This is a genomic window from Streptomyces sp. HmicA12, from assembly GCF_000373565.1.
Lineage (GTDB): Bacteria > Actinomycetota > Actinomycetes > Streptomycetales > Streptomycetaceae > Streptomyces.
The window spans coordinates 442870-461906 of sequence record NZ_KB891798.1 but is presented as its reverse complement, the minus strand read 5'-3'; the positions used below and the strand labels follow the sequence as shown (position 1 = coordinate 461906).

20 protein-coding genes are annotated in these 19037 nt (G+C 72.3%); 11 read left to right on the top strand and 9 right to left on the bottom strand.

The window, feature by feature from the left end; genetic code table 11:
- Positions 1–95 precede the first annotated feature (95 nt).
- The 5 genes from B072_RS0105905 (at position 96) to B072_RS0105885 (ending at position 3883) form a co-directional block, all read left to right on the top strand.
- Positions 96–905 carry an alpha/beta fold hydrolase gene (locus tag B072_RS0105905; protein WP_018529015.1) on the top strand — a complete coding sequence of 270 codons (810 nt, stop codon included), beginning with the start codon at positions 96–98 and terminating at the stop codon, positions 903–905.
- Entirely contained in the window at positions 902–1672 is a 771-nt protein-coding gene (locus tag B072_RS0105900; protein ID WP_018529014.1) for an IclR family transcriptional regulator, read from the top strand. The genes B072_RS0105905 and B072_RS0105900 overlap by 4 nt, the downstream gene beginning before the upstream one ends.
- A gap of 95 nt (positions 1673–1767) precedes the next feature.
- Positions 1768–2790, top strand: a complete 1023-nt coding sequence (locus B072_RS0105895) for an aromatic ring-hydroxylating dioxygenase subunit alpha (RefSeq protein ID WP_018529013.1) — start codon at positions 1768–1770, stop codon at positions 2788–2790.
- Positions 2787–2972, top strand: coding sequence for a hypothetical protein (locus B072_RS0105890; RefSeq protein ID WP_018529012.1), 186 nt, complete (start codon positions 2787–2789; stop codon positions 2970–2972). Before B072_RS0105895 ends, B072_RS0105890 begins: the two co-directional genes overlap by 4 nt.
- Complete coding sequence (locus B072_RS0105885) at positions 2969–3883, top strand: PDR/VanB family oxidoreductase (RefSeq protein WP_018529011.1); 915 nt, start codon at positions 2969–2971, stop codon at positions 3881–3883. The genes B072_RS0105890 and B072_RS0105885 overlap by 4 nt, the downstream gene beginning before the upstream one ends.
- Before the next feature lie 9 nt (positions 3884–3892).
- On the opposite strand, the gene B072_RS0105880 is transcribed toward B072_RS0105885, so the two are convergent.
- Positions 3893–4378: a GNAT family N-acetyltransferase gene (locus B072_RS0105880; protein ID WP_018529010.1), complete on the bottom strand. Its 486-nt coding sequence runs from the start codon at positions 4376–4378 to the stop codon at positions 3893–3895.
- A gap of 120 nt (positions 4379–4498) precedes the next feature.
- A complete protein-coding gene (locus B072_RS0105875) occupies positions 4499–5584 on the bottom strand; it encodes a helix-turn-helix domain-containing protein (RefSeq protein WP_018529009.1) in 1086 nt (361 codons plus the stop codon).
- A 101-nt stretch (positions 5585–5685) separates the two neighbouring features.
- On the opposite strand from B072_RS0105875, the gene B072_RS0105870 reads away from it, so the two are divergent.
- Complete coding sequence (locus B072_RS0105870) at positions 5686–6906, top strand: MFS transporter (RefSeq protein WP_018529008.1); 1221 nt, start codon at positions 5686–5688, stop codon at positions 6904–6906.
- A gap of 3 nt (positions 6907–6909) precedes the next feature.
- Here the strand turns inward: B072_RS0105870 and B072_RS0105865 are convergent, their stop codons facing one another.
- The 3 genes from B072_RS0105865 to B072_RS0105855 all read right to left on the bottom strand — a co-directional run bounded on the left by B072_RS0105865 (position 6910) and on the right by B072_RS0105855 (position 8871).
- Positions 6910–7863: an ankyrin repeat domain-containing protein gene (locus B072_RS0105865; RefSeq protein WP_018529007.1), complete on the bottom strand. Its 954-nt coding sequence runs from the start codon at positions 7861–7863 to the stop codon at positions 6910–6912.
- 111 nt (positions 7864–7974) lie between these two features.
- Positions 7975–8184, bottom strand: coding sequence for a hypothetical protein (locus tag B072_RS0105860; RefSeq protein WP_018529006.1), 210 nt, complete (start codon positions 8182–8184; stop codon positions 7975–7977).
- A 228-nt stretch (positions 8185–8412) separates the two neighbouring features.
- Positions 8413–8871: a winged helix-turn-helix transcriptional regulator gene (locus B072_RS0105855; protein WP_018529005.1), complete on the bottom strand. Its 459-nt coding sequence runs from the start codon at positions 8869–8871 to the stop codon at positions 8413–8415.
- 116 nt (positions 8872–8987) lie between these two features.
- On the opposite strand from B072_RS0105855, the gene B072_RS0105850 reads away from it, so the two are divergent.
- The gene (locus B072_RS0105850; RefSeq protein ID WP_018529004.1) at positions 8988–10223 is read left to right on the top strand and encodes an MFS transporter; all 1236 of its coding nucleotides are present in this window, start codon (positions 8988–8990) and stop codon (positions 10221–10223) included.
- 74 nt (positions 10224–10297) lie between these two features.
- Here B072_RS0105850 and B072_RS0105845 read toward each other — a convergent pair whose 3' ends face one another.
- A complete protein-coding gene (locus B072_RS0105845; RefSeq protein WP_018529003.1) occupies positions 10298–10693 on the bottom strand; it encodes a tautomerase family protein in 396 nt (131 codons plus the stop codon).
- Between the two features lie 167 nt (positions 10694–10860).
- Between B072_RS0105845 and B072_RS48605 the strand changes: the two genes are divergently transcribed.
- Entirely contained in the window at positions 10861–11022 is a 162-nt protein-coding gene (locus B072_RS48605; RefSeq protein WP_018529002.1) for a hypothetical protein, read from the top strand.
- 194 nt (positions 11023–11216) lie between these two features.
- The gene (locus B072_RS0105835; protein WP_018529001.1) at positions 11217–12092 is read left to right on the top strand and encodes an SGNH/GDSL hydrolase family protein; all 876 of its coding nucleotides are present in this window, start codon (positions 11217–11219) and stop codon (positions 12090–12092) included.
- Positions 12093–12101: 9 nt separating this feature from the next.
- Here B072_RS0105835 and B072_RS0105830 read toward each other — a convergent pair whose 3' ends face one another.
- Positions 12102–13325, bottom strand: a complete 1224-nt coding sequence (locus tag B072_RS0105830) for an alpha/beta hydrolase family protein (protein WP_018529000.1) — start codon at positions 13323–13325, stop codon at positions 12102–12104.
- A gap of 126 nt (positions 13326–13451) precedes the next feature.
- Here B072_RS0105830 and B072_RS0105825 point away from each other — a divergent pair, with 126 nt between their 5' ends.
- Positions 13452–15095, top strand: coding sequence for a penicillin-binding transpeptidase domain-containing protein (locus B072_RS0105825; RefSeq protein ID WP_234018797.1), 1644 nt, complete (start codon positions 13452–13454; stop codon positions 15093–15095).
- Here the strand turns inward: B072_RS0105825 and B072_RS0105820 are convergent.
- Positions 15089–15289 carry a hypothetical protein gene (locus B072_RS0105820; RefSeq protein WP_026245494.1) on the bottom strand — a complete coding sequence of 67 codons (201 nt, stop codon included), beginning with the start codon at positions 15287–15289 and terminating at the stop codon, positions 15089–15091. The two genes, B072_RS0105825 and B072_RS0105820, sit on opposite strands and share 7 nt — an antisense overlap.
- Positions 15290–15376: 87 nt before the next feature.
- The gene (locus B072_RS0105815) at positions 15377–16507 is read right to left on the bottom strand and encodes a glycoside hydrolase family 88 protein (protein WP_018528997.1); all 1131 of its coding nucleotides are present in this window, start codon (positions 16505–16507) and stop codon (positions 15377–15379) included.
- Between the two features lie 264 nt (positions 16508–16771).
- On the opposite strand from B072_RS0105815, the gene B072_RS0105810 reads away from it, so the two are divergent.
- A complete protein-coding gene (locus tag B072_RS0105810; protein ID WP_078506316.1) occupies positions 16772–18940 on the top strand; it encodes an FUSC family protein in 2169 nt (722 codons plus the stop codon).
- The last annotated feature ends 97 nt before the right edge of the window (positions 18941–19037 follow it).

Genomic DNA, 19037 nt, shown 5'->3' with positions numbered 1-19037 from the left:
TCGGCGGCCGCCTGTCCCCCCACCTCGCCCCACCCCTTGAACGGGCGGGCCGCGGGCCGTACGGTCCGGGCATCCGACCTGATCAGGAGAGTGCGATGGGCCAGCTCACGGTGGACGGCGCCGTTCTGCGTCACGACGACCTCGGCGCCGGGGACGGGGTGCCGGTCGTGCTCGTGCACGGGCACCCGTTCAACCGGACCCTGTGGAGCCCCCAGGCCGACGCGCTCGCCGCGGCCGGATATCGGGTGCTCGTGCCCGATCTGCGCGGGTACGGCGAGAGCGAGGTGACCGAGGGCCGGGTCTTGCTCTCCCGGTTCGCCGACGACGTACTCGCCCTGCTCGACCACGTGGGGGTCGAGCGGGCCGTGGTCGGCGGAGTCTCCATGGGCGGGCAGATCGCCATGGAGTTTCATCTGCGGCATCCCGGGCGGACCGCGGCGCTCGTGCTCTCGGACACGTCGGCGCCCGCCGAGACCGAGGAGGGCAAGGCGTTCCGCAACCGGCTCGCGGACCGGCTGCTCGCCGAGGGCATGGGCGGGTACGCCGACGAGGTCATCGACAAGATGCTCGCCGCGTACAACGTGACCGCGCTGCCGAAGGTCGCCGACGACGTGCTCGGCATGATGCGCGGGACCGATCCGCGCGGAGCCGCCGCGGCGCTGCGCGGGCGGGCAGAACGCCCCGACTACCGGGATTCCCTGGCCGCGGCGCGGGTGCCCGCGCTCGTCGTGGTCGGCGCGGACGACGCGTACACGCCGGTCGCCGAGGCCGAGTCCATCGCCGAACTGCTGCCCGACGCCACGCTCGTGGTGATCGAGGACGCCGGGCATCTGCCGGGCGCCGAGCAGCCGGACCGTTTCAACGACGCGCTCCTCGACTTCCTGCGCACCCGCGTCCCCCGGTGACCCGTTCCGCCCCGGACCGGCTGCTCGACGTCCTCGGCGCGTTCGACCAGGGCCACCCGGCGCTCTCGCTCACCGAACTCGCCCGGCGCGCCGACCTGCCGCTGGCCACGGCGCACCGGCTGGTCGGCGCGCTCGCCGGGTGGGGCGCCCTGGAGCGGGACGAGGACGGCCGCTACCACGTCGGGCTGCGGCTCTGGGAGCTGGCCGCTCTCGCGCCGCGCGGCCTCGGGCTCCGGCAGGCCGCGCTGCCCTTCCTGGAGGACCTGTACGAGGCCACGCACGAGAACGTGCACCTCGCCGTCCGTGACGGCCGCGAGGTCGTCTACATCGAGCGGCTGTCCGGGCGCAGCGCGGTGGGCGTGCACTCGCGGGTCGGCGCGCGCTGGCCGCTGCACGCCACCGGAGTCGGCCTCGTGCTGCTCGCCCACGGCGGACGCGAACTCCAGGACGGGTACGCGGCCGAGGACCTGGCCGCGTTCACCCCGTACACCGTGACCGAGCCGCTGCGGCTGCGCCGGATGCTCGCCGAGGTGCGCCGCTCCGGCATCGCGGTGAGCGACCGTCAGATCACCGACGACGCGCTGTCGGTGGCGGCGCCGGTGCGCGGGCCGCGCGGCGACGTCGTCGCGGCGGTCTCCGTCGTCGTACCGGTGGCGGGCGCGCGGACACCCGCGCTGACACCGGCGGTGCAGCTGGCCGGACGCGGCATCTCGCGCGCTCTCGGCTGGCAGCCCACCCAGCCTCCCGCGGCCACTCCTTCCGTCTGACGGAAGCGGTGTTGTGGGGGTGTGGCCCACGTCACCAGTCTGTTCAGCAGTGCGCGGCGACGGTGCCGCGCACGGTGACAGGAGGGACGCCTGCCATGGCCGCTCACCCCAACGAGTCCGCTTTCGCCCGCGACCAGTGGTACGTCGCCGCCTGGTCGTCGGAGGTCGGCCGCGACCTGCTCGGCCGCACCGTGCTCGGCGAACCCCTCGCCCTCTACCGGACGGAGGCGGGCGAGCCGGTCGTCCTCGCCGACCGGTGCGTGCACCGCCGCTACCCGCTGTCCGCGAGCAACCTGGACGGTGACCGGGTCGTGTGCGGGTACCACGGGTTCACCTACGACACGACCGGCACCTGCGTGTTCGTGCCCGGGCAGAAGCGCATCCCCCGTACCGCGCGCGTGAGTTCGTACCCCGTGGCCGAGATCGACAACATGGTGTGGGTGTGGGTCGGCGATCCGGCGCTCGCCGACCCGGACACCATTCCGCGCGCCCCGCACCTGGCCGCCGACGGCTGGGTCACCGTGCAGGGAATGGAGCCGATCGACGCCGACTACGGGCTCCTCGTCGACAACCTCCTCGACCTCTCCCACGAGACGTATCTGCACGGCGGCTACATAGGGACCCCCGAGGTCGCGGAGACGCCGATCACGACGGAGGTCGACGAGGCGGCCGGGATCGTGCGCGTCTCGCGGCACATGACGGACGCCGAATGCCCGCCGTTCTACGCCCGTTCCACGGGGATCGAGGGGCGCATCCAGCGGCTGCAGGACATCGAGTACCACGCGCCGTGCCTGTATCTGCTGCACAGCAGGATCAGCCCGACCGGCCAGGACTCCCCCGCGTTCCTCACCGAGATCACCTACGCGATCACTCCCTCGGCGCCCGGCAAGGTCTACGACTTCTGGGCCGTCTCACGGAACTTCGCGGTCGACGACGACGAAGTCACCACGTTCCTGCGGGACTTCAACCACACGGTCGTCATGCAGGACGTGGACGCGCTGAACCTGCTCCAGCGCTCCCTCGACTCCGAGCCCGCCGGGTACCAGGAGCTGAGCATCAACATCGACACCGGCGGCCTCGCCGCCCGCCGCATCCTCGCCAAGCTGGCCGCCGGATGAGCGGCTCCCCCGGCGAGGTCTTCCGCATCGACTGGCTGCCCGGCACGGATCTGCTCAGCGGGCGCTGCCACTGCGGCGCCCACCACGAGGACGAGGATCCGGTGGCCATGTGGGAGTGGATGCTCGCCCATCCGGACCATCCCGGCCACCCCTCCAGCACCCCGAAGGACCGTACCCCGTGAGCGAGTTGCTCGATCTCGTCGTCGCCGAACGCCACCAGGAGGCCACCGATGTCGTCTCCCTGATCCTGCGCCGCCCGGACGGCGCTCCACTGCCCGGGTGGGAGCCGGGCGCCCACATCGACCTGGTCCTGGACGAGGGTCTGGAGCGGCAGTACTCGCTGTGCGGCGGCGACGCGTCCTCGTGGCGGATCGCGGTGCTCAGGGAGACGGACGGGCGAGGCGGATCGGCGCATGTGCACCGGGAGTTGGAGGTCGGCCGTCGTGTACGCGCCCGTGGGCCCCGTAATCACTTCCGGCTCGAACCGGCGACCTCGTACCGGTTCGTGGCGGGCGGCATCGGCATCACCCCGATCCTGCCGATGCTGGCGGCGGCCGGCACGCGAGGAAGGCTCTTCTACGGCGGCCGGTCGCTCCGATCCATGGCTTTTGCCACGGAGTTGGCCGCACTGCATCCCGCCGGGCGGGTCCATCTCCACGAAGGGCTGCTCGACCTGACGACCCAGCTCGCCGACCTCCGTCCCGGTGAACTCGTGTACGCCTGCGGCCCCGAGTCCCTCCTCGCCGCGGTGGAGGCACTCGTCCCGCCCGACGCGCTGCGCACCGAGCGGTTCACGCCGGTGGCGGCACCGGTGGGCGGCGACGAGGCCTTCGAGGTCGAACTCGCCCGCTCGGGTCGCACGTTGACGGTTCCGGCCGGCCGGTCGGTTCTCGCCACGCTCCAGGACGCCGGGATCGAGGTCCTCTACTCCTGCACGGAAGGCACGTGCGGCACCTGCGAGACGGACGTCGTCGCCGGCGCGGTCGATCACCGCGACAGCGTGCTCACCCCTCAGGAGCAGGCCTGCAACGAGACGATGATGGTGTGCGTGTCCCGGGCGGCGAAGGGAGGCCGCCTCACCCTGGACCTGTGACCTCGCGCGTCACAGCACGCGGTGCATCACATGCAGCCCGACGCGGCCGTGGCGCGGATGGTCGAACGCGTCCGGCACCGTGCCGAGGATCGTGAACCCGAGCGAACTCCACAGCCGCACCGCCGGGTTGGTCTCCACGACGGCGTTGAAGACCATCGCGCGAAACCCGTCCGCCTTGGCCTCGGCCAGGACGTGCTCGGCCAGCGCCCGGCCGTGGCCGTGGCCGCCGTGGGCCGGGTCCACCATGAATCCGGCGTTGGCGATGTCCCCGGCCGGGCCGCCGTAGTTGGGCTTGACGTACGCCGTGGCGACGAGCGCGCCCGCCGCGTCCTCGGCGACGAAGACCCGCTTGCCCGCGCCCTCGGTCCACAGGGCGCGGGCTTCGGCCTCGTTCGTGTCGGGGTCCCAGGTGTACGTCTCGCCCGCCCGCACGATCTGCCGCCAGAACGGCCAGATCCGCCCCCAGTCGTCGGCACGGAAGTCTCTGATCATCATGGGGCGAGTCTGGCACGGCCGCCGAGCGACCCGGATCGGCCGTCGCCTACGGCTCCTGCTGCCCCTTGTACGTCGCCGAAGAAGGCCTGCTGCAGCTGAAGTCCGTAGGACGGAAGCCGCTCAGCGCAGTACGGCGGCCAGCAGGTCGGCGCCCAGCTCCGTCAGGTCGGGCAGGTTGAGGCTGTACCGGACGTAACGGCCGTGCCGCCGGGACGTGAGCAGACCCGCGCGGCGCAGGACGGCGAGGTGGCGGGACACCTCCGGGGGCGAGAGTTCCCAGAAGTTGGCCAACTCCGCGTTGGTGTGCGGGCCGCGGGCCAGGGTGCGCAGCAGCCGCAGCCGTACCGGATGGGACAGCGCCTCGAGCCGGAGGCTGACCGTCTCCAGGGAGACCGGCTCCGCCGGACCGGGCTCGGCGACGGGGTACTGCACCACCGGGTGCCAGCCGGGTGCGTGGACCGCCACCAGGTGCGGACGGCCGAAGACGCTGGGGATGAAGGTGACCCCGGCGTCACGGGCGGCGGTCGCCTTGTCCTGCACCTTGTCCACGACGATGCAGTCGCCGTCCGGTGCCAGGGTGACCGCGCCGGAGACCGAGGCGAGTGCCGCCCCGATTCCCTGGCGCCTGAGCAGTTCGTTCTTCAGCCGCAGATCGGTGGCGAGTTGTACCGCGGCGCCCGCCCAGGCGCCGTCGAAGAAGGCTTCGGCGCACTCTTCGAGGGTGTGGCGCACCCGGGCCCGCACCGCGGCCGGGTCCGCGAGCAGCCGTTCCGCGAAGGCCTCCTGCCGTGCGCCGCGGGCCTGGGCCACGTCCAGGGCCCGCTCGCGCGCGGTCGTGTCGGTGAGCGGCGACGCGCCGCGGAAATGGACCCGGCTGCTGCCGCACGTGGTGACGAGCGCGGCGGTCACGTACGTCTCGTCGTCGATCCGGTCCACGTCGTCCAACTCCTCGGCGAGAGTGGCACGGGGCCGCGCGGGGATCAGGAAGTCGGCCTGTGAGGAGCGCCAGAGGAACTCCGCCTCCTTGAGCCGCTCGGCCAGTTCGTCCCGCAGCCCGGTCCAGACCTCCGCGGCCCAGTCGGCGAACTGCGGATGGTGCCCTGGTTCGGCCAACACGTGGAGCATCGCGGTCAGTTCGGCCAGTGGAGAGGCGACGAACCGCACCCGCTCGGACGGCAGCCCGCTGATGTCGATCCTCAACGTCATCCCCCCATCATCTCCGCCCGGACCACCTGTCGACGTGGTCGCTTGACGAAGTCCGTCAACCGACGTGCCCCGCCCGGCGACCGGGCGCACGGTCTGACGCCATGACAACCCTCACCGGAATCCAGCCCCGCGCCCTCGTCCGCGCCTCGGGCGGCCCGCGCTATACCGTCGCCCTGGCCGTGGACGCACTGGGCACCGGCCTGCTGCGGCCCTTTCTCCTGCTCTACGGCATCACCGTGCTGAGGCTGCCCGCGCCGGTCACCGGCACCGCCATGACGGTCGGCATCGTGGCGGGTCTCGCGTGCATGCCCGTGGTGGGGCGCTGGCTGGATCGCGGCGCACGCAGCACGGTCGTGGCGGCGGCCATGCTGGTGCGGGTCCTGGGCGTGGCCCTGCTGCTGGCCGCACCGGCGGGGCACGTCCGGCTCTTCGCGGCGGCGGCGCTCTTCCTCGGCATCGGCAACCAGGCATGGCCGGCCGCCCACGCCGCTCTGGTGGCGACGGTCGCGCGCGGCCGGGAGCGCGACACCGCCCTCGCGGCGGCCCGCGCGCTGCGCAACGCCGCCCTGGGTGTCGGAGCGCTCCTCGCCACAGCGTGCATGGCAGGCGGCACCACCGGGCTGCGGGCGCTGGCGGCGGTCACCGCGCTCGCCTACCTGGTCGCGGCCGCCTTGGCATGGTCGGTCCGCGTGCGCGCGCATCCGGCGAAGGCCGCCCCGGTGGAGGTCCGGGACGACGAGCCCGCACCCCGGATGCGCGCGCTGCTCGCCGCCAACGTGGTCTATGTCTTCTGCCTCAACGTGCCCGAGATCGCGCTCCCCCTGGTCCTGGTGAGGCAGCTCCATGCGTCCTGGGCGTGGGCCTCCGCCGTCTTCGTGGCCAACACGGTGCTGGTCGTCACCCTGCAGGTTCCGGTCACCGTGCTCCTGTCCCGCTTCTCCCGGCGGACCGTTCTGGCCCTGTCCGGCGTGCTGCTGGCCGTGTCGTACCTCGGTTTCCTCGCGGCCGGCTCGCTGGGACACGGCTGGGGCGTCCCGGCCGTCGCCGCGGTGTCCGTGGTCTGCACGCTCGGCGAGATCGTCTACGCCGGCAGCGCCACCGCTCTCGTCACCGCACTCGCCCCGGCTCCTGTCCTGGGACGCGCCCTGGCGCGCTTCCAGCTCTCCACGGGCTTCGGCCTCGCCGTCTCCCCCGCGGTCATCACCGCACTCGCACCGCACGGCCCGGTCGCCCTCTGGGGCAGCCTCGCCGCCGCGACCCTTCTGTCCGCCGTCGCCGTCGCCGCCGAGAAGGAGCGCGGGACGAGGCTCTCCAGCAGGTGAGCGTCAGCTTCTCCAGTCGCGCCGAGGCAGCATCACCCATGCGTCCGGCGGTCCGGCCACCGCGCGGGCTTCGGTCAGGCGCAGTCCGGCGTAGGCACACGCGTAGGCCACCGCGTCGTACTGATACAGGTAGGAGGTCAGCACCTCTTCGGGGGTGTCGGTCTCCTGCGGTGCGCCGCCCGGGTGCAGGTCCCAGCCTTCGATCGTGCCGTCGCGGGCGATGCTGCCCTGGTTGCCGCTCTTGGGGTTGGCGTACAGGCCGTAGCAGAGGGTGCCGGCCGACAGCCGGGTCAGAACTCCCTTCATCTGTGGGGCGAATCCCCAGGGCTGGGTCACCACGCAGCCGCCCGGAACCGATGTCACGCCGACGAGCAGTTCGGTCTCCGCGATGTCGAGGCCGAAGAAGTCCTCCAGTACGTCGTCGACGATCTCCTCCGGTGCCGGAGTCGCGCCCAGGCGGCGTACGGCCTCCGCGGCGTCGACACCTGCCACGCAGGCCAGCCCCGTGCCCTCCTGGTGGAAGGTGCCCAGCGCCGCCCTGAGCCGATGGGCCTCCTCGGCCTGTGCACGCTCCGCGGCGCTGAGGGACTGACCCGGTGGCGCCGCGAACAGGTCCGGGGTGGGACCGGCCAGGCTCAGTCGCCCGGGCGACCATCCGCCCCACAGAGGCAGCCACGGGTCGGCGCCGGCCGCGGCGAGTGCCCGTGCGTTCTCCGGTTTCCCTGCCATGACGGCTTCCCACAGCGCGGTCACACCGTCGTCCAGCGCGTCCACGTCCGCGACCCGCCGGGCCAGTTCGGCGACCACCTCGGGGGAACCGAACCCCGCTGCCCGGTGGAGAGGCCTGCCGCCGCTCCACGCTTCCGGGTCGGCACCCTGGTCGAGCCGGCGCCGGATGTCGTCGACATCGCGCCAGTCCCACCCCACCCCGGCCCAGCCTTCGCCTCGCACGGCCACCGTGGCTCCTCCTCCTGTGACGGCCGGCCGCGAGCCCCTCGCGCGGAGCGGCTCGGCCGGATACGTCGCCCAGTGTGGCCAACTGCCGCGCTCACCGGCCGCGTACGACACTCAGGGACCGGCCTGCGAAACGCCGGAGGCGAGTTGGGCCACCATGTCGTAGACCCCCTGGCCGAAGGCGGTGGGGGCGATGAGGATCCCCAGGACGAGCACGAGGAGCATGGTGAACGCCGTGTCGGTGCGCGACCTCGCCTGCACCCGGCGGCGCAGGAGCAGGACGACGATGACGGCCAGCAACAACGTGACATCGATGGTGACCACTCGACGGCCCTCCCCTACCCCCGCGGCCTGGCGTTCCCCTTCCTGTGTAACGTGAACTTTCTTTCCCGGTAAGGTAGTTGCGCATAGTTGGCGCGAATATGACCCGATCAGCGCCAGTGTGCCCGCGCCGCCACCAGCTCCTTGCGGCAGCGCGCGCAGCCGCTCTCGTACGGCCGTTTCGTACGGAGCTCGCGACGCGCGGTCGGCCGTGAGCGGCCACCACGCGGCCTAGCTGTTCTGTCCGGGGAGCTTGTGGACGACCGTGTCGTCGGGGTCGACCCGTCGGCCGTCGGCGGCGCGCACCTCCAGGGGGCTCAGCGGCTCCTCGCGCTCGCGGTCGACAAGCCGGGAGTGCGGTTCACCGGGGGCGAAGAAGTACTGCTCGCCCCACTGCCGCAGCGCCACGACGACAGGGAAGAGGGCCTGCCCCTTCGGGGTCAGGACGTACTCGCGGTAGGCACTGCCGTCCGAGGCGGGGACGGTCTCCAGGACACCTCCGGCGACCAGGGTGCGCAGCCGCGCCGTGAGGATGTTCTTCGCGACGCCGAGGCTGCGCTGGAACTCTCCGAAGCGGCGGCTCCCGTCGAAGGCGTCGCGCACGATCAGCAGGGACCACCAGTCACCGATCGCGTCCATCGACCGGGCCACGGGGCAGTCACTGTCGTCGAAACGGGTCCTGGTCACCATGACGTCCCTCACTCTCAACTGGTTGCAACATGCTACCAGGAGGCCGTACTGTCCCTCACCGGTAGCAAGTTGCAACCAGTCAGCACAGCATTCAACGCGTTATAGGAGGGATGCCGATGCCCGGCAGATGCGAGGTCGCGACACCACCGGCCGAGGCTCACGGCCGGAAAGGTTCCGGATACGCCCTGACCCGTGGCGTCGTCGCCCTGTTCGCCGTCGCCTGCGGGGCGGCGGTGGCGAACGTCTACTTCTCGCAGCCGCTCCTGGTGACAATGGGCCACGATCTCGGCATGAGCCCGGCGCTGGTCGGCAGCGTGGTCACTCTCACGCAGGTCGGATACGGTCTCGGCCTCTTCTTCCTCGTCCCGCTGGGCGACATGGTCGACCGCAGGCGGCTCGTCGTGGTCCAACTGCTCTGCCTGGTGGTCGCATTGGGCGTGGTGGCCGGCGCCCCCACGACGGCGGTCCTGCTCGTCGGCATGGCGGCGACGGGGCTGCTCGCGGTCGTCACGCAGACCCTGGTGGCGTTCGCGGCGTCGCTCGCCGATCCCGCCGGGCGCGGGCGGGTCGTCGGCCTGGTCACCAGCGGCGTGGTCGTCGGGATCCTGCTCGCCCGCACCGTGTCCGGGCTGCTGGCCGATCTGGCGGGCTGGCGTTCCGTCTACGTCGCCTCGGCGTCGCTGACCGCACTGCTCGCCCTGGTTCTGCACCGCGTGCTGCCGCGCCGCGCCGAGGCGCCTGCGACGCAGCTGCGCTACGGACAGCTCCTGCGCTCCACGATCGCCCTGTTCGCGCGGGAGCGACTGCTACGGCTCCGGGCCCTGTTCGGGCTGCTGGTCTTCGCCGCCTTCAGCACGTTGTGGAGCAGTGTCGCGCTGCCGCTCAGCGAGGCACCGTACTTCCTGTCGCACAGCGCGATCGGGGCGCTGGGCCTGATCGGTGTCGCCGGCGCGCTGGCCGCCTCCGTCGCGGGCCGACTGAACGACCGCGGCCTCTCCCGGCGCACCACCGGCATCGCCCTGACCCTGCTCGCCGTCTCGTGGCTGCCCCTGGCCTTCACCCGCAGTTCGCTGTGGGCCCTGGTCGTGGGGGTGGTCCTCCTCGATCTCGCCGTGCAGGCGGTCCATGTCACCAACCAGACCCTGATCTACGCACTGCACCCGGACGCGGGCAGCCGGCTGATCGGCGGGTACATGGTCTTCTACTCGGCAGGCAGTGCCATCGGCGCCCTCGCCGCCACCTTCCTCTACGCGGTGGCGGGTTGGGGAGCCGTCAGCGCGCTGGGTGCCGCGTTCAGCTGCGCCGGGCTCGCGCTGTGGGCGGTGACCGGACGCGACGACTCCAGCGCGTGACAGAACGCCGCTCGGCCCGATCCAGGACCTCCGGCAAGATGAACGAGAAGTCGACAGTCCGGGTGTGACAACGTCTACTCGCCGGCCCCCTCGTCGTACTGCGCGAGACCGTGGCCGAAGGACCAGTCGATCGAGGCGTTCTCGGTGAGGGTGACCAGGACGTTGCGGGGTTCGGTGCCCGCGCACTCCTGGGCGAGTTCGGCTATGCGCCGGTAAAGAGCCCGCCTCTGTCCGGACGGACGGCCCGCGCGCAGCGTGATCCCGACGAGGACGATGCCCTCGTCACGCCGCACGCCCAGGTACTGGCCGTAGCGCAGCAGGCCACGCACGCCGTCGTGGCCGGTGAGGATCTGGAACAGATCGTCCGGCGGGAAGCCCATCACCTCCCCCAGGGCGTCGTGCACGGCGCGGCCGAGCGCGTCGAGGCGCTCGCGGTCGGCATACAGGGCGTCGATACGGACGAGCGGCATGCGCGTACTCCTCGGGCAGCAGAAGGCAGGGTCCGTACATACTAGTAGTTACAGATGACGAGGCGTCAGTCCTACCCCGGTTGGCCGACGGCGGACGCGCCGTCGTAGGGTCCCCTTTTGTCCCGAACACCAGGTGCCCCGGCACCGCCTCGACCAGGAGTTTCACCGTGCCCGCACCGTCCACCTCCCCCGCTCCGATCTACGACCAGCTCGTCGACGAACACGGTGACGTCCTCGCCGTCGCCCGCGAAGCGGCGCAGAAGGCCGAGCGCACCGCCGAGGACGTCCTCGACTTCGGCCACCAGCCGGAAGCCACTCAGGGCGACTGAGCACGCCCCGGCACCACCGCGACCGCAGTCCGGCCGCACCCCGACCAGGAGCCCCGTCCGCCCCTGGTCGCGACCCGTGCACGCCTATTGACTCGTTTTCTAACCCGTCGGTAGCTTCAACTGTCAGCGCGCTGAAAACCCCTGTCTCGTACGGAACTTGGCCATGAGCCGAGCCGGTTTCGAAGGAGCTACAGATGGTGCTTCGCGCGTTCCGCACTCGCTTCGCCGCAGTGGCGGTCACGTCCGGTGCCGCACTGGCCGGCCTTGCCGCTCCGGCACAGGCCACGACCGGGCCGCTCCCTTATGTGGCGCTCGGCGACAGTTACAGCGCCGCGTCCGGCGTGCTGCCGCTCGACCCGTCGGCGTCGCCGCTGTGCGCCCGGTCAACGAAGAACTACCCGCACGTGATCGCGGAGCGCACCGGCGCCGCGCTCAAGGACGTGACCTGCGGCGCCGCGCAGACCAAGGACTTCGCCGGATCCCAGTACCCCGGCATCGCGCCGCAGCTGGACGCCCTCTCCGCGGACTCCCGTCTGGTGACATTGACCATAGGTGGCAACGACAACAACACCTTCATCAGCACGATCCTCTCGTGCGCCGCCGCCGGGATACTGTCCGCGGGACAGGGCAGCCCCTGCAAGAACCAGTACGGCAGCAGCTTCGCCGACGACATCGACACCAAGACGTATCCGGCGGTGAAGGCCGCGCTCCAGGCGGTGCGGAACAAGGCGCCGCACGCACGCGTCGCCGTCCTCGGCTACCCGTGGATCATGCCGCCCACCGCGAAGGCGGGCTGCTTCGCGAAGATGCCGCTCGCCTCCGGTGACGTGCCCTACGTCCGCGACATCCAGACCCATCTCAACAGTGCGGTGCGCCGTGCCGCGAACGAGACGGGCGCCACGTACGTGGATCTGGCGCAGGCGTCCGAGGGGCACGACGCCTGCCAGGCGAGCGGGACGCGCTGGGTGGAGCCCGCTCTGTTCGGCACGAACTTCGTGCCGGTCCACCCGAACGCGCTCGGCGAGGCGGCGATGGCCGAGCGGACGATCAGCACGCTCGGCCTGGGGTGACGCCGGGTCCTAGACGAAGGTGATCTCGGGGTGGCGCGGCGACGGTCCGTTCAGCAGGCCGTCGTCGCGCCCACGCAGCCACCGGTCGAAGAAGGCGGTCAGGTAGGCCCGTTGAGCCGCGACCGCCCGGTCGGCGGGGATCGTGCCGACCCACTCCGTGAGCGTCTCGCGCGGCAGGTCCAGGTGCGCGGCGATCTGCGGGAGCAGGCTCGTCGCGTCGGTGTACGTGGCGTGGGCGGCGCCCCTGAGCGTCAGGTCGCGGTGCCATCCGGTGCCGCGCTCCACCAGGGAGCGCCAGGACGGGACGTTCGTGCGGTCGTTGCCCGCGCCGCCCATCAGGAGGTACGGCCGGTCGACCCCCTCGGCGGCCACGGTGGACAGCTGTCCCTCGTCGTGGTCGTCCTGGACGTACGCGAGGACGCCGTCGAGATCGGCGGCCGCGGCGATCCGGGGATCGTCGTGCAGGGCCTGCAGCGCGGTGAAGCCGCCCGCCGACTGACCGAACATCCCGACCTGCGCCGCGGGCTCCCCCAGAAGCCGTGGCAGTGCGTCGAGGACGAACCGGGTGTCGGCCACGCGCACGCCCGCCGTCTTCCTCAGCAGCGCGGTCACCGCGTCAGGGCCCTCCTGCTGTGCCGCCGCGAACTCCTCCGGGAGGCGGCTGCGCGCGACGCGCCCGTCGGGGAACTCGACCGTCGACACGTCGTAGGGGTGGTCGATCGCGATCACGACGTACCCGTGGGAGGCGAGTTCGTCGGTGAGGGTGGTGCCCAGGCGGCGCGGGTCGAGGACGCCCGGCGAGTAGAGGATCACGGGGAGCGGCGTCCGCCGGTCGCGGGGTGCGCCGGTGTGGGCGAAGGTGCGGATCCCCGCCCAGTCGACACGGCCCGAGGGCAGTCCCGCGAAGTTGTTCAGCCGGTCGAAACCCGCCGCCTCGGCCCGGGTCAGGTACGGCGCCCTGCGGTGTCCGCAGACGGTGCGCGCCGGATAGCGCACGTCGACCATCAACTCCCGTGCCGCCCCTCCCGTCCAGGGGTCGCGGCGGCCGCGGTCCACCAGGTGCAGGGTCCTCGTCCCCACGGGGTGCGGCCCGGTCGGGGCGGGCAGCCGGGGCCGCAGGCGCCGGGGGCCTTCCTGTGCGGCGGCCGCGCCGGGAGTGGCGCCGAGAGCCAACAGCGCGGCGCCGGCGGCCAGTACGTGGCGGCGGGACGGAGCAGTCGTGTGATCGTCCATGGCCCGAGTCTGGCCGCGCCAGGACCGGCCGCACCATCCGGCAGGCCCGCCCCGTCCGTTGGGGGTAATCCCCCAGCCCCTGAACGGCGCACTACGACAGGGAGGCCTCACGGGGACCTGCCTACGGTGAGTCGTCAGGATGTCGAGGTGCGGCAGGGCGGAGGGCCCGTGGGCGACGAGGGACAGGGACAGGGCAGCGGCCGCAGGCGCGGCCTGTGGATCGGCGGCGGGGCGCTCGCCGTCCTCGCGCTGGGCGCGGGCGGCTGGGCGGTGGTCGCTGCCGAGGATCCCGCGCCGCGCACCGGTCCGCTGTCGGCGGCGGAGGTGCGCTCGGCCGCCCACGGGTTCCTCGACGCGTGGACCGACGGCGACACGGAGGCGGCCGCGGACCGCACGGACGACGCGCAGGCCGCCGGCAAGGCCCTGCGCGACTACCGGGAGCGCGGGCACCTCTCGCCCGTACGCCTGACGCCCGGCACGCCCGACGGCACGCGCGTCCCCGTCTCCGTACGAGCCGAGTTCTCGTACGAGGGTGCTCGCGCACCCGTGTCGTACGACACCGGGCTCGCCGTGGTGCGGCGGGCCGGTGACGGGGAGCCGGTCGTGGACTGGCGGCCGTCCGTGCTCCATCCCCGGCTCGACGACAGCGCACGGCTCACGGTGCGGGAGACGGCCCCCGCGCAGGTCGACGCCCTCGACCGGGACGGGCGGGCGCTCGACGCGCAGGCGTTCCCCTCGCTGGCCGGCGTGATGGACGGGCTGCGGTCCACGTACGGGAAGTCGGCGGGCGGCAGACCGGGCCTCGAACTGCGCGCCGCTCCGGGAGGCGCGGTGCTGCTGTCGGTCCCCGAAGGCGCGCCCGGGAAGGTGCGGACCACGATCGACGCGCGCGTCCAGAAGGCGGCCGAGCGGGAGGTGCGGCTGCGGTCCGGCGCCTCGCTCGTGGTGCTCAAGCCGTCGACCGGGGAGATCCTGGCCGTCGCCAACTCCCGGACGGACGGCCCGAACACGGCCCTGGAAGGTCGGCTCGCGCCCGGCTCCACGATGAAGATGATCACGGCGTCTCTGCTGCTGGAGAAGAAGCTCGCTTCTCCGGACCAGCCGCATCCGTGCCCGAAGAACGCCTCGTACGGAGGCTGGAAGTTCCACAACGTCGACGACTTCGACATCGTCGGCGGTACGTTCCGCAGCAGCTTCGCCGCGTCCTGCAACACGGCCTTCATCACGCAGGCCGGCCGGATCTCCGACGACGCGCTGTCCCGGCAGGCCCGTGACGTGTTCGGGATCGGGGAGCACTGGTCGGTCGGCGTCGACACGTTCGCGGGGTCGGTGCCGGTCCAGCACGCCGCGTCGAAGGCGGCCTCGATGATCGGGCAGGGCGAGGTGCGGATGAACCCGCTGACCATGGCGTCCGTGGTCGCCACGGCGCGGACGGGCCAGTTCCGGCAGCCGTATCTCGTCGCGCCCGACGTCGACCACCGCACGCTCGCCACGGCGCACCGGACACTCGATCCGGCCGCGCACGCGCAGCTGCGGGACCTGCTGCACACCACGGCGACCGCCGGTTCCGCGTCCGGATCCATGGCGGGCCTCAGCGGCGACATCGGGGCGAAGACCGGGTCCGCGGAGGTCATCGGCCAGAAGAAGCCCAACGGCTGGTTCGCCGCCTGGCACGACGATCTCGCCGCGGCCGCCGTGATGCGTCGTGGCGGCCGGGGCGGTGAGTCGTCGGGGCCGCTCGTGGCGGCCGTTCTGAAGTCCGCTCAGTGAGCGACGCCGAAGTACAGCACCGCGGCGAGGCCCAGCGCCCCGCACAGCGAGGCGGCCATCGCGATGCTGACGGCCTTGGCCACGACCGCGGTCGTGTCACCCCCTTCCTGCACACTGCGCCGCATCGTCCACGCGGCTTCGGTGAGCAGGGCGACACCGACGACTCCACACAGAAGCACCACTACATCGATCATCCGACTATCGTGCGATCCCGCCGACCGGGTACGGCGGATGTGCGCGCGACGCCTCGCGGAGTCCGACCGATCGGCCGTATCCGCAGGTCATGACGCGAGCGTGGCAAGCTCCGTACCGGCCAGCAGGAATCCGCCGACGCCGAAGTCGGCGGTGCTGTCGTAGGTGACGGGCTGGCTGGACTCGGGGCGGTCACCGACCTTCTGTACGTAGCCGAGGAAGCCGTCGGGGTGGACGGCCGTGGTCACGAGGCCGTTCCAGGCGCGGGCCGCGACGGGCAGGTGGCGGGCGCGGTCGACGAGTCCGGCCCGGATCGCGTACGCGGTGCCGTACGCGAAGAAACTCGTGCCGCTGGTCTCGGGGCCCGGCAGATGGGCGGCGTCGGCGAGGTTCACGTTCCAGAAGCCGTCGGCACGCTGCACGGCGGCGACCGCCTCGACCAGCCGGGTCAGCGTGGCCCGGTACTCGGCCGCGTCCGGGTGCGCGGCGGGCAGCGCCTTGAGGGTCTTGACGTGGCCGCCCGCGACCCAGCCGTTGCCGCGCGACCACAGGACCGGCTTGCCTGCGGGCGACAGGATGCCGCCGGGAAGGAACCGCTTGTCGCGGTACCAGAGTCCGGTCGTGTCGTCGTAGAGGCCGGGGCCGCCCTCCGTGTGCTTGGTGTGCGTGTAGAGCTTGTGGAGTTTCTCCGCGTACGCGAGGTCGGAGCGCAGGGCGCCGAGGCGGGCGAACGGGGGCATCGCCATGTGCAGGGCGTCGTCCCACCACCAGTCGTCGTTCTTGTCGACCTGGTCGGTGTAGGTCATGCGGTGCAGGTTCGTCTCGAGTGCGGTGATCTTCGCCTCGTCGGGCTCGGCCTCGTACAGGTCCAGGTAGGCCTGGGCGGCGCACTGGTTGTCGGCGTGGCGGGTGGTGTCTCCGCCGTTGAGGGCGTAGTCGTGCCCCTCGGCCCAGCCGCGGGCGTAGGCCAGGTAGCGGGTGGTGCCGGTGAGGCGGTGCAGTGCCATCAGGCCGCTGAAGAAGGTGGCGTTGGCCCACTGGTTGTCGCCCGGGTCGGTGTGGGTGTCCAGCCAGTGGTCCGCGACGCGGCGCAGCACGGAGACGATCTCGGCGCGCGGCGGCAGGGCTGCGGCGGGGCGGGGCGCGGCCTCAGCGAGTGGGGCGAGTGCGGCGGTCGCGGTGAGGGCGGCGGCGCCGGTGAGGAAGTGACGTCTGCGCATGGGGGCCTCTTTCCGACAAGGCGCGGTCCAACTCGTCTCTGCGCCAGGGGAGTTCAGGTCTGTGAACGTTGCGCTTGCATATGAACTTCGGTCCCAGCAGTAAAGGACTGGGCCATGCTCACGTCAAGGCCGCGCGCGCGTCCTCGTATGCTCGGGTGCACCAACGCCGAATCGATCTTGGAGTGAACGCAGGTGGCGCGACGGCCGACCCTGACCGCGACGTGGGACCGCTTCGTGGCGTCCGACCCCGGGCTGCTGCGCCTGATGGCCGGAGTGCGCACGGTGGCGGCGATCGGGCTCGCGCTCGCCGTGCTCGCGCTGCTCGGCACGGACGTGACGCACATGGTCGCGGGCGCGATGACCGCGATGGTGGCGACGTTCGCGATCCGCGAGAAGGACGTGCGCGGGCAGGCGGTGACGCTGGCCCTCGGGCTGCCGACGGCGCTCGCGGCCATGACGCTCGGCGCCCTGCTGCACAGCCTGGTGGTGATCGGGGACGCGTTCTTCGTCGCTCTGATCTTCGGCGCGGTGTACAGCCGCCGGTTCGGCGACCGGGGCACGGCGCTCGGCCTGATCGGTTTTCAGGTGTACTTCGTGTCCCTGTTCGTGAACGCGTCGGTGGATCAACTCCCGCTCCTGTTCGGCACGTCGGCGATCGCGTTCGGGTGCAGTGCCGTGGCACGGTTCGCGCTGGTGCCGGAGACGCCGCAGCGGGTGCTCGGGCGGCTGCGCGACGCGTTCCGGGCGCGGCTCGCGCAGCTGGTGGACGCCCAGACGCAGCTGCTCGACGCGCCGCCCGAGGACCTGGACGACGTACTGGACGACCTGCGCCGGCACACGGCCCGCCTGCACGAGGCCGCGCTGCTGATCCAGGGACGCCTGGAGGACGGCGCCCGCGACGACGCCGCGGCCGCGCTGATCCAGCGCCGTGTCGCCGACGCCGAGGTCGCCGCCGAGCGGCTGGGCATGCTGCTCCTGACGGCCCGCAGCGCCGAGCGCGCCGACACCCTCACCCTGCATCTGCCGGGCGCTCCGGTGCCCGCCACCGGGAAGCTGCTGCGCGCCGAGGACGAGTCCACCGCGACGCTCCGCCGCGACCTGGGTGCCCTGCGCCTGATGGTCGCCCGCCCGGCCGAGGCCAACCGCGGCACGGCCGTCGCCCACGTCCGCAACCGGCTGCTCGGCTACCGCGACGAGGAGTGCATCCCGCCGGGCAGCACCCTCGCCGTTCAGGACGTCTTCCGCGGCATCGGTGAGGCGGCCCGCGCCGTCCTCGGTCTGCGCCTCGCCCTGGACGGGCCGCAGGACGAGTCGGACGACTCCCCCGCGACGACCCGCTCGCGCGAGGAGTTCGACGCGGAGGACGTGTCGATCGCCAGCACCGAGAAGGACGAGACCGAGGAGCCCGCCGGCCTGAACCGGCCCACCACCCGCGCCGCCTTCCAGGTCGCGGTCGGCTCGGCGCTCGCCATCGTCGGCGGCGAGTTCCTGTCCTCGCAGCGCTGGTACTGGGCGGTCCTGACCTGCTGGGTCGTCTTCCTCAACACCGCGTCGACGGGCGAGATCGTCGTCAAGGGCTACCGGCGCCTGCTCGGCACGGTGCTCGGCGTCGTCGCCGGTGTGGCGCTCGCGGGCGCGGTCGGGAACCACACCTGGGTCGCGTTCGTGCTGGTCCTGGTCTGCGTGTTCGCGATGTTCTTCACCGCTCCGCTGTCGTACGCCCTGATGTCGTTCTTCGTGACCGCGATGCTCGGCCTGCTCTACACCCTCCTGAACACCTACAGCCTCGATGTTCTGGTGCTGCGCATCGAGGAGACGGCGCTCGGCGCGGCCTGCGGCATCATCGCGGCGATGCTGATCCTGCCCGTGCGCACGGACAGCCGCACCGACGAACTGCTCGGCACGGTCCTGGAGCGCCTCGGCGAGGTCGTGGCCGGCGCGGTGGAGCAGCTCAGCGGCGGCCCCGCCGTCGACCTCCTGGACAAGGCGCGCGACCTGGACACCGCGCTCGACGACCTGCGGGCCTCGACCCAGCCCCTGACGCACCCGATCACGCCGCTGCGCGGGCGCCGCCAGACCGCCCGCTATCTGGTGGCGCTCCTGGAGACGTCGGCGTACCACGCGCGGTCCCTCGCGGCGACGGCCGAGCTCGTGCCGTACAGCAAGCGGATCGGCGCCGACCCGCGCCTGGCGCGCGCCGCACAGCGCATCGACCACAACATCGACGTCCTCGTCGCCCACGTGAACGAGACGGACACCACGGGCCGCGTCGAGTCCGGCGCGAGCATCACGGCGATGCTGGAGACGGACGGCCTCGGCATGCCGGCCGCGAACACGGTCACGTTCCGCGTGCTGCGCCATCTGCAGCGCCTCGACGAGGGGATCACGGGTCTGGCGCGGCCGCTGGACGTGCCGGTGGGCCCGCGGGTCTGACCGCCCGCGGCCCTCGGATGTGCATCCGGGCGCCGCGGATGGCAGTGTTCTCCTGCGCACATGTGTGCGTCGCACCCTTTCCGACCTGGAGTTCCTC

What these genes read in the sequence shown, in the direction of transcription:
- B072_RS0105905 (WP_018529015.1), top strand. Translation starts at nt 96, where the DNA reads ATGGGCCAGCTCACGGTGGACGGCGCCGTTCTGCGTCACGACGACCTC.
- B072_RS0105895 (WP_018529013.1), top strand. Translation starts at nt 1,768, where the DNA reads ATGGCCGCTCACCCCAACGAGTCCGCTTTCGCCCGCGACCAGTGGTAC.
- B072_RS0105890 (WP_018529012.1), top strand. Translation starts at nt 2,787, where the DNA reads ATGAGCGGCTCCCCCGGCGAGGTCTTCCGCATCGACTGGCTGCCCGGC.
- B072_RS0105880 (WP_018529010.1), bottom strand. Translation starts at nt 4,378, where the DNA reads ATGATGATCAGAGACTTCCGTGCCGACGACTGGGGGCGGATCTGGCCG.
- B072_RS0105875 (WP_018529009.1), bottom strand. Translation starts at nt 5,584, where the DNA reads ATGACGTTGAGGATCGACATCAGCGGGCTGCCGTCCGAGCGGGTGCGG.
- B072_RS0105870 (WP_018529008.1), top strand. Translation starts at nt 5,686, where the DNA reads ATGACAACCCTCACCGGAATCCAGCCCCGCGCCCTCGTCCGCGCCTCG.
- B072_RS0105855 (WP_018529005.1), bottom strand. Translation starts at nt 8,871, where the DNA reads ATGGTGACCAGGACCCGTTTCGACGACAGTGACTGCCCCGTGGCCCGG.
- B072_RS0105850 (WP_018529004.1), top strand. Translation starts at nt 8,988, where the DNA reads ATGCCCGGCAGATGCGAGGTCGCGACACCACCGGCCGAGGCTCACGGC.
- B072_RS0105845 (WP_018529003.1), bottom strand. Translation starts at nt 10,693, where the DNA reads ATGCCGCTCGTCCGTATCGACGCCCTGTATGCCGACCGCGAGCGCCTC.
- B072_RS0105835 (WP_018529001.1), top strand. Translation starts at nt 11,217, where the DNA reads ATGGTGCTTCGCGCGTTCCGCACTCGCTTCGCCGCAGTGGCGGTCACG.
- B072_RS0105830 (WP_018529000.1), bottom strand. Translation starts at nt 13,325, where the DNA reads ATGGACGATCACACGACTGCTCCGTCCCGCCGCCACGTACTGGCCGCC.
- B072_RS0105820 (WP_026245494.1), bottom strand. Translation starts at nt 15,289, where the DNA reads ATGATCGATGTAGTGGTGCTTCTGTGTGGAGTCGTCGGTGTCGCCCTG.
- B072_RS0105815 (WP_018528997.1), bottom strand. Translation starts at nt 16,507, where the DNA reads ATGCGCAGACGTCACTTCCTCACCGGCGCCGCCGCCCTCACCGCGACC.
- B072_RS0105810 (WP_078506316.1), top strand. Translation starts at nt 16,772, where the DNA reads ATGGCCGGAGTGCGCACGGTGGCGGCGATCGGGCTCGCGCTCGCCGTG.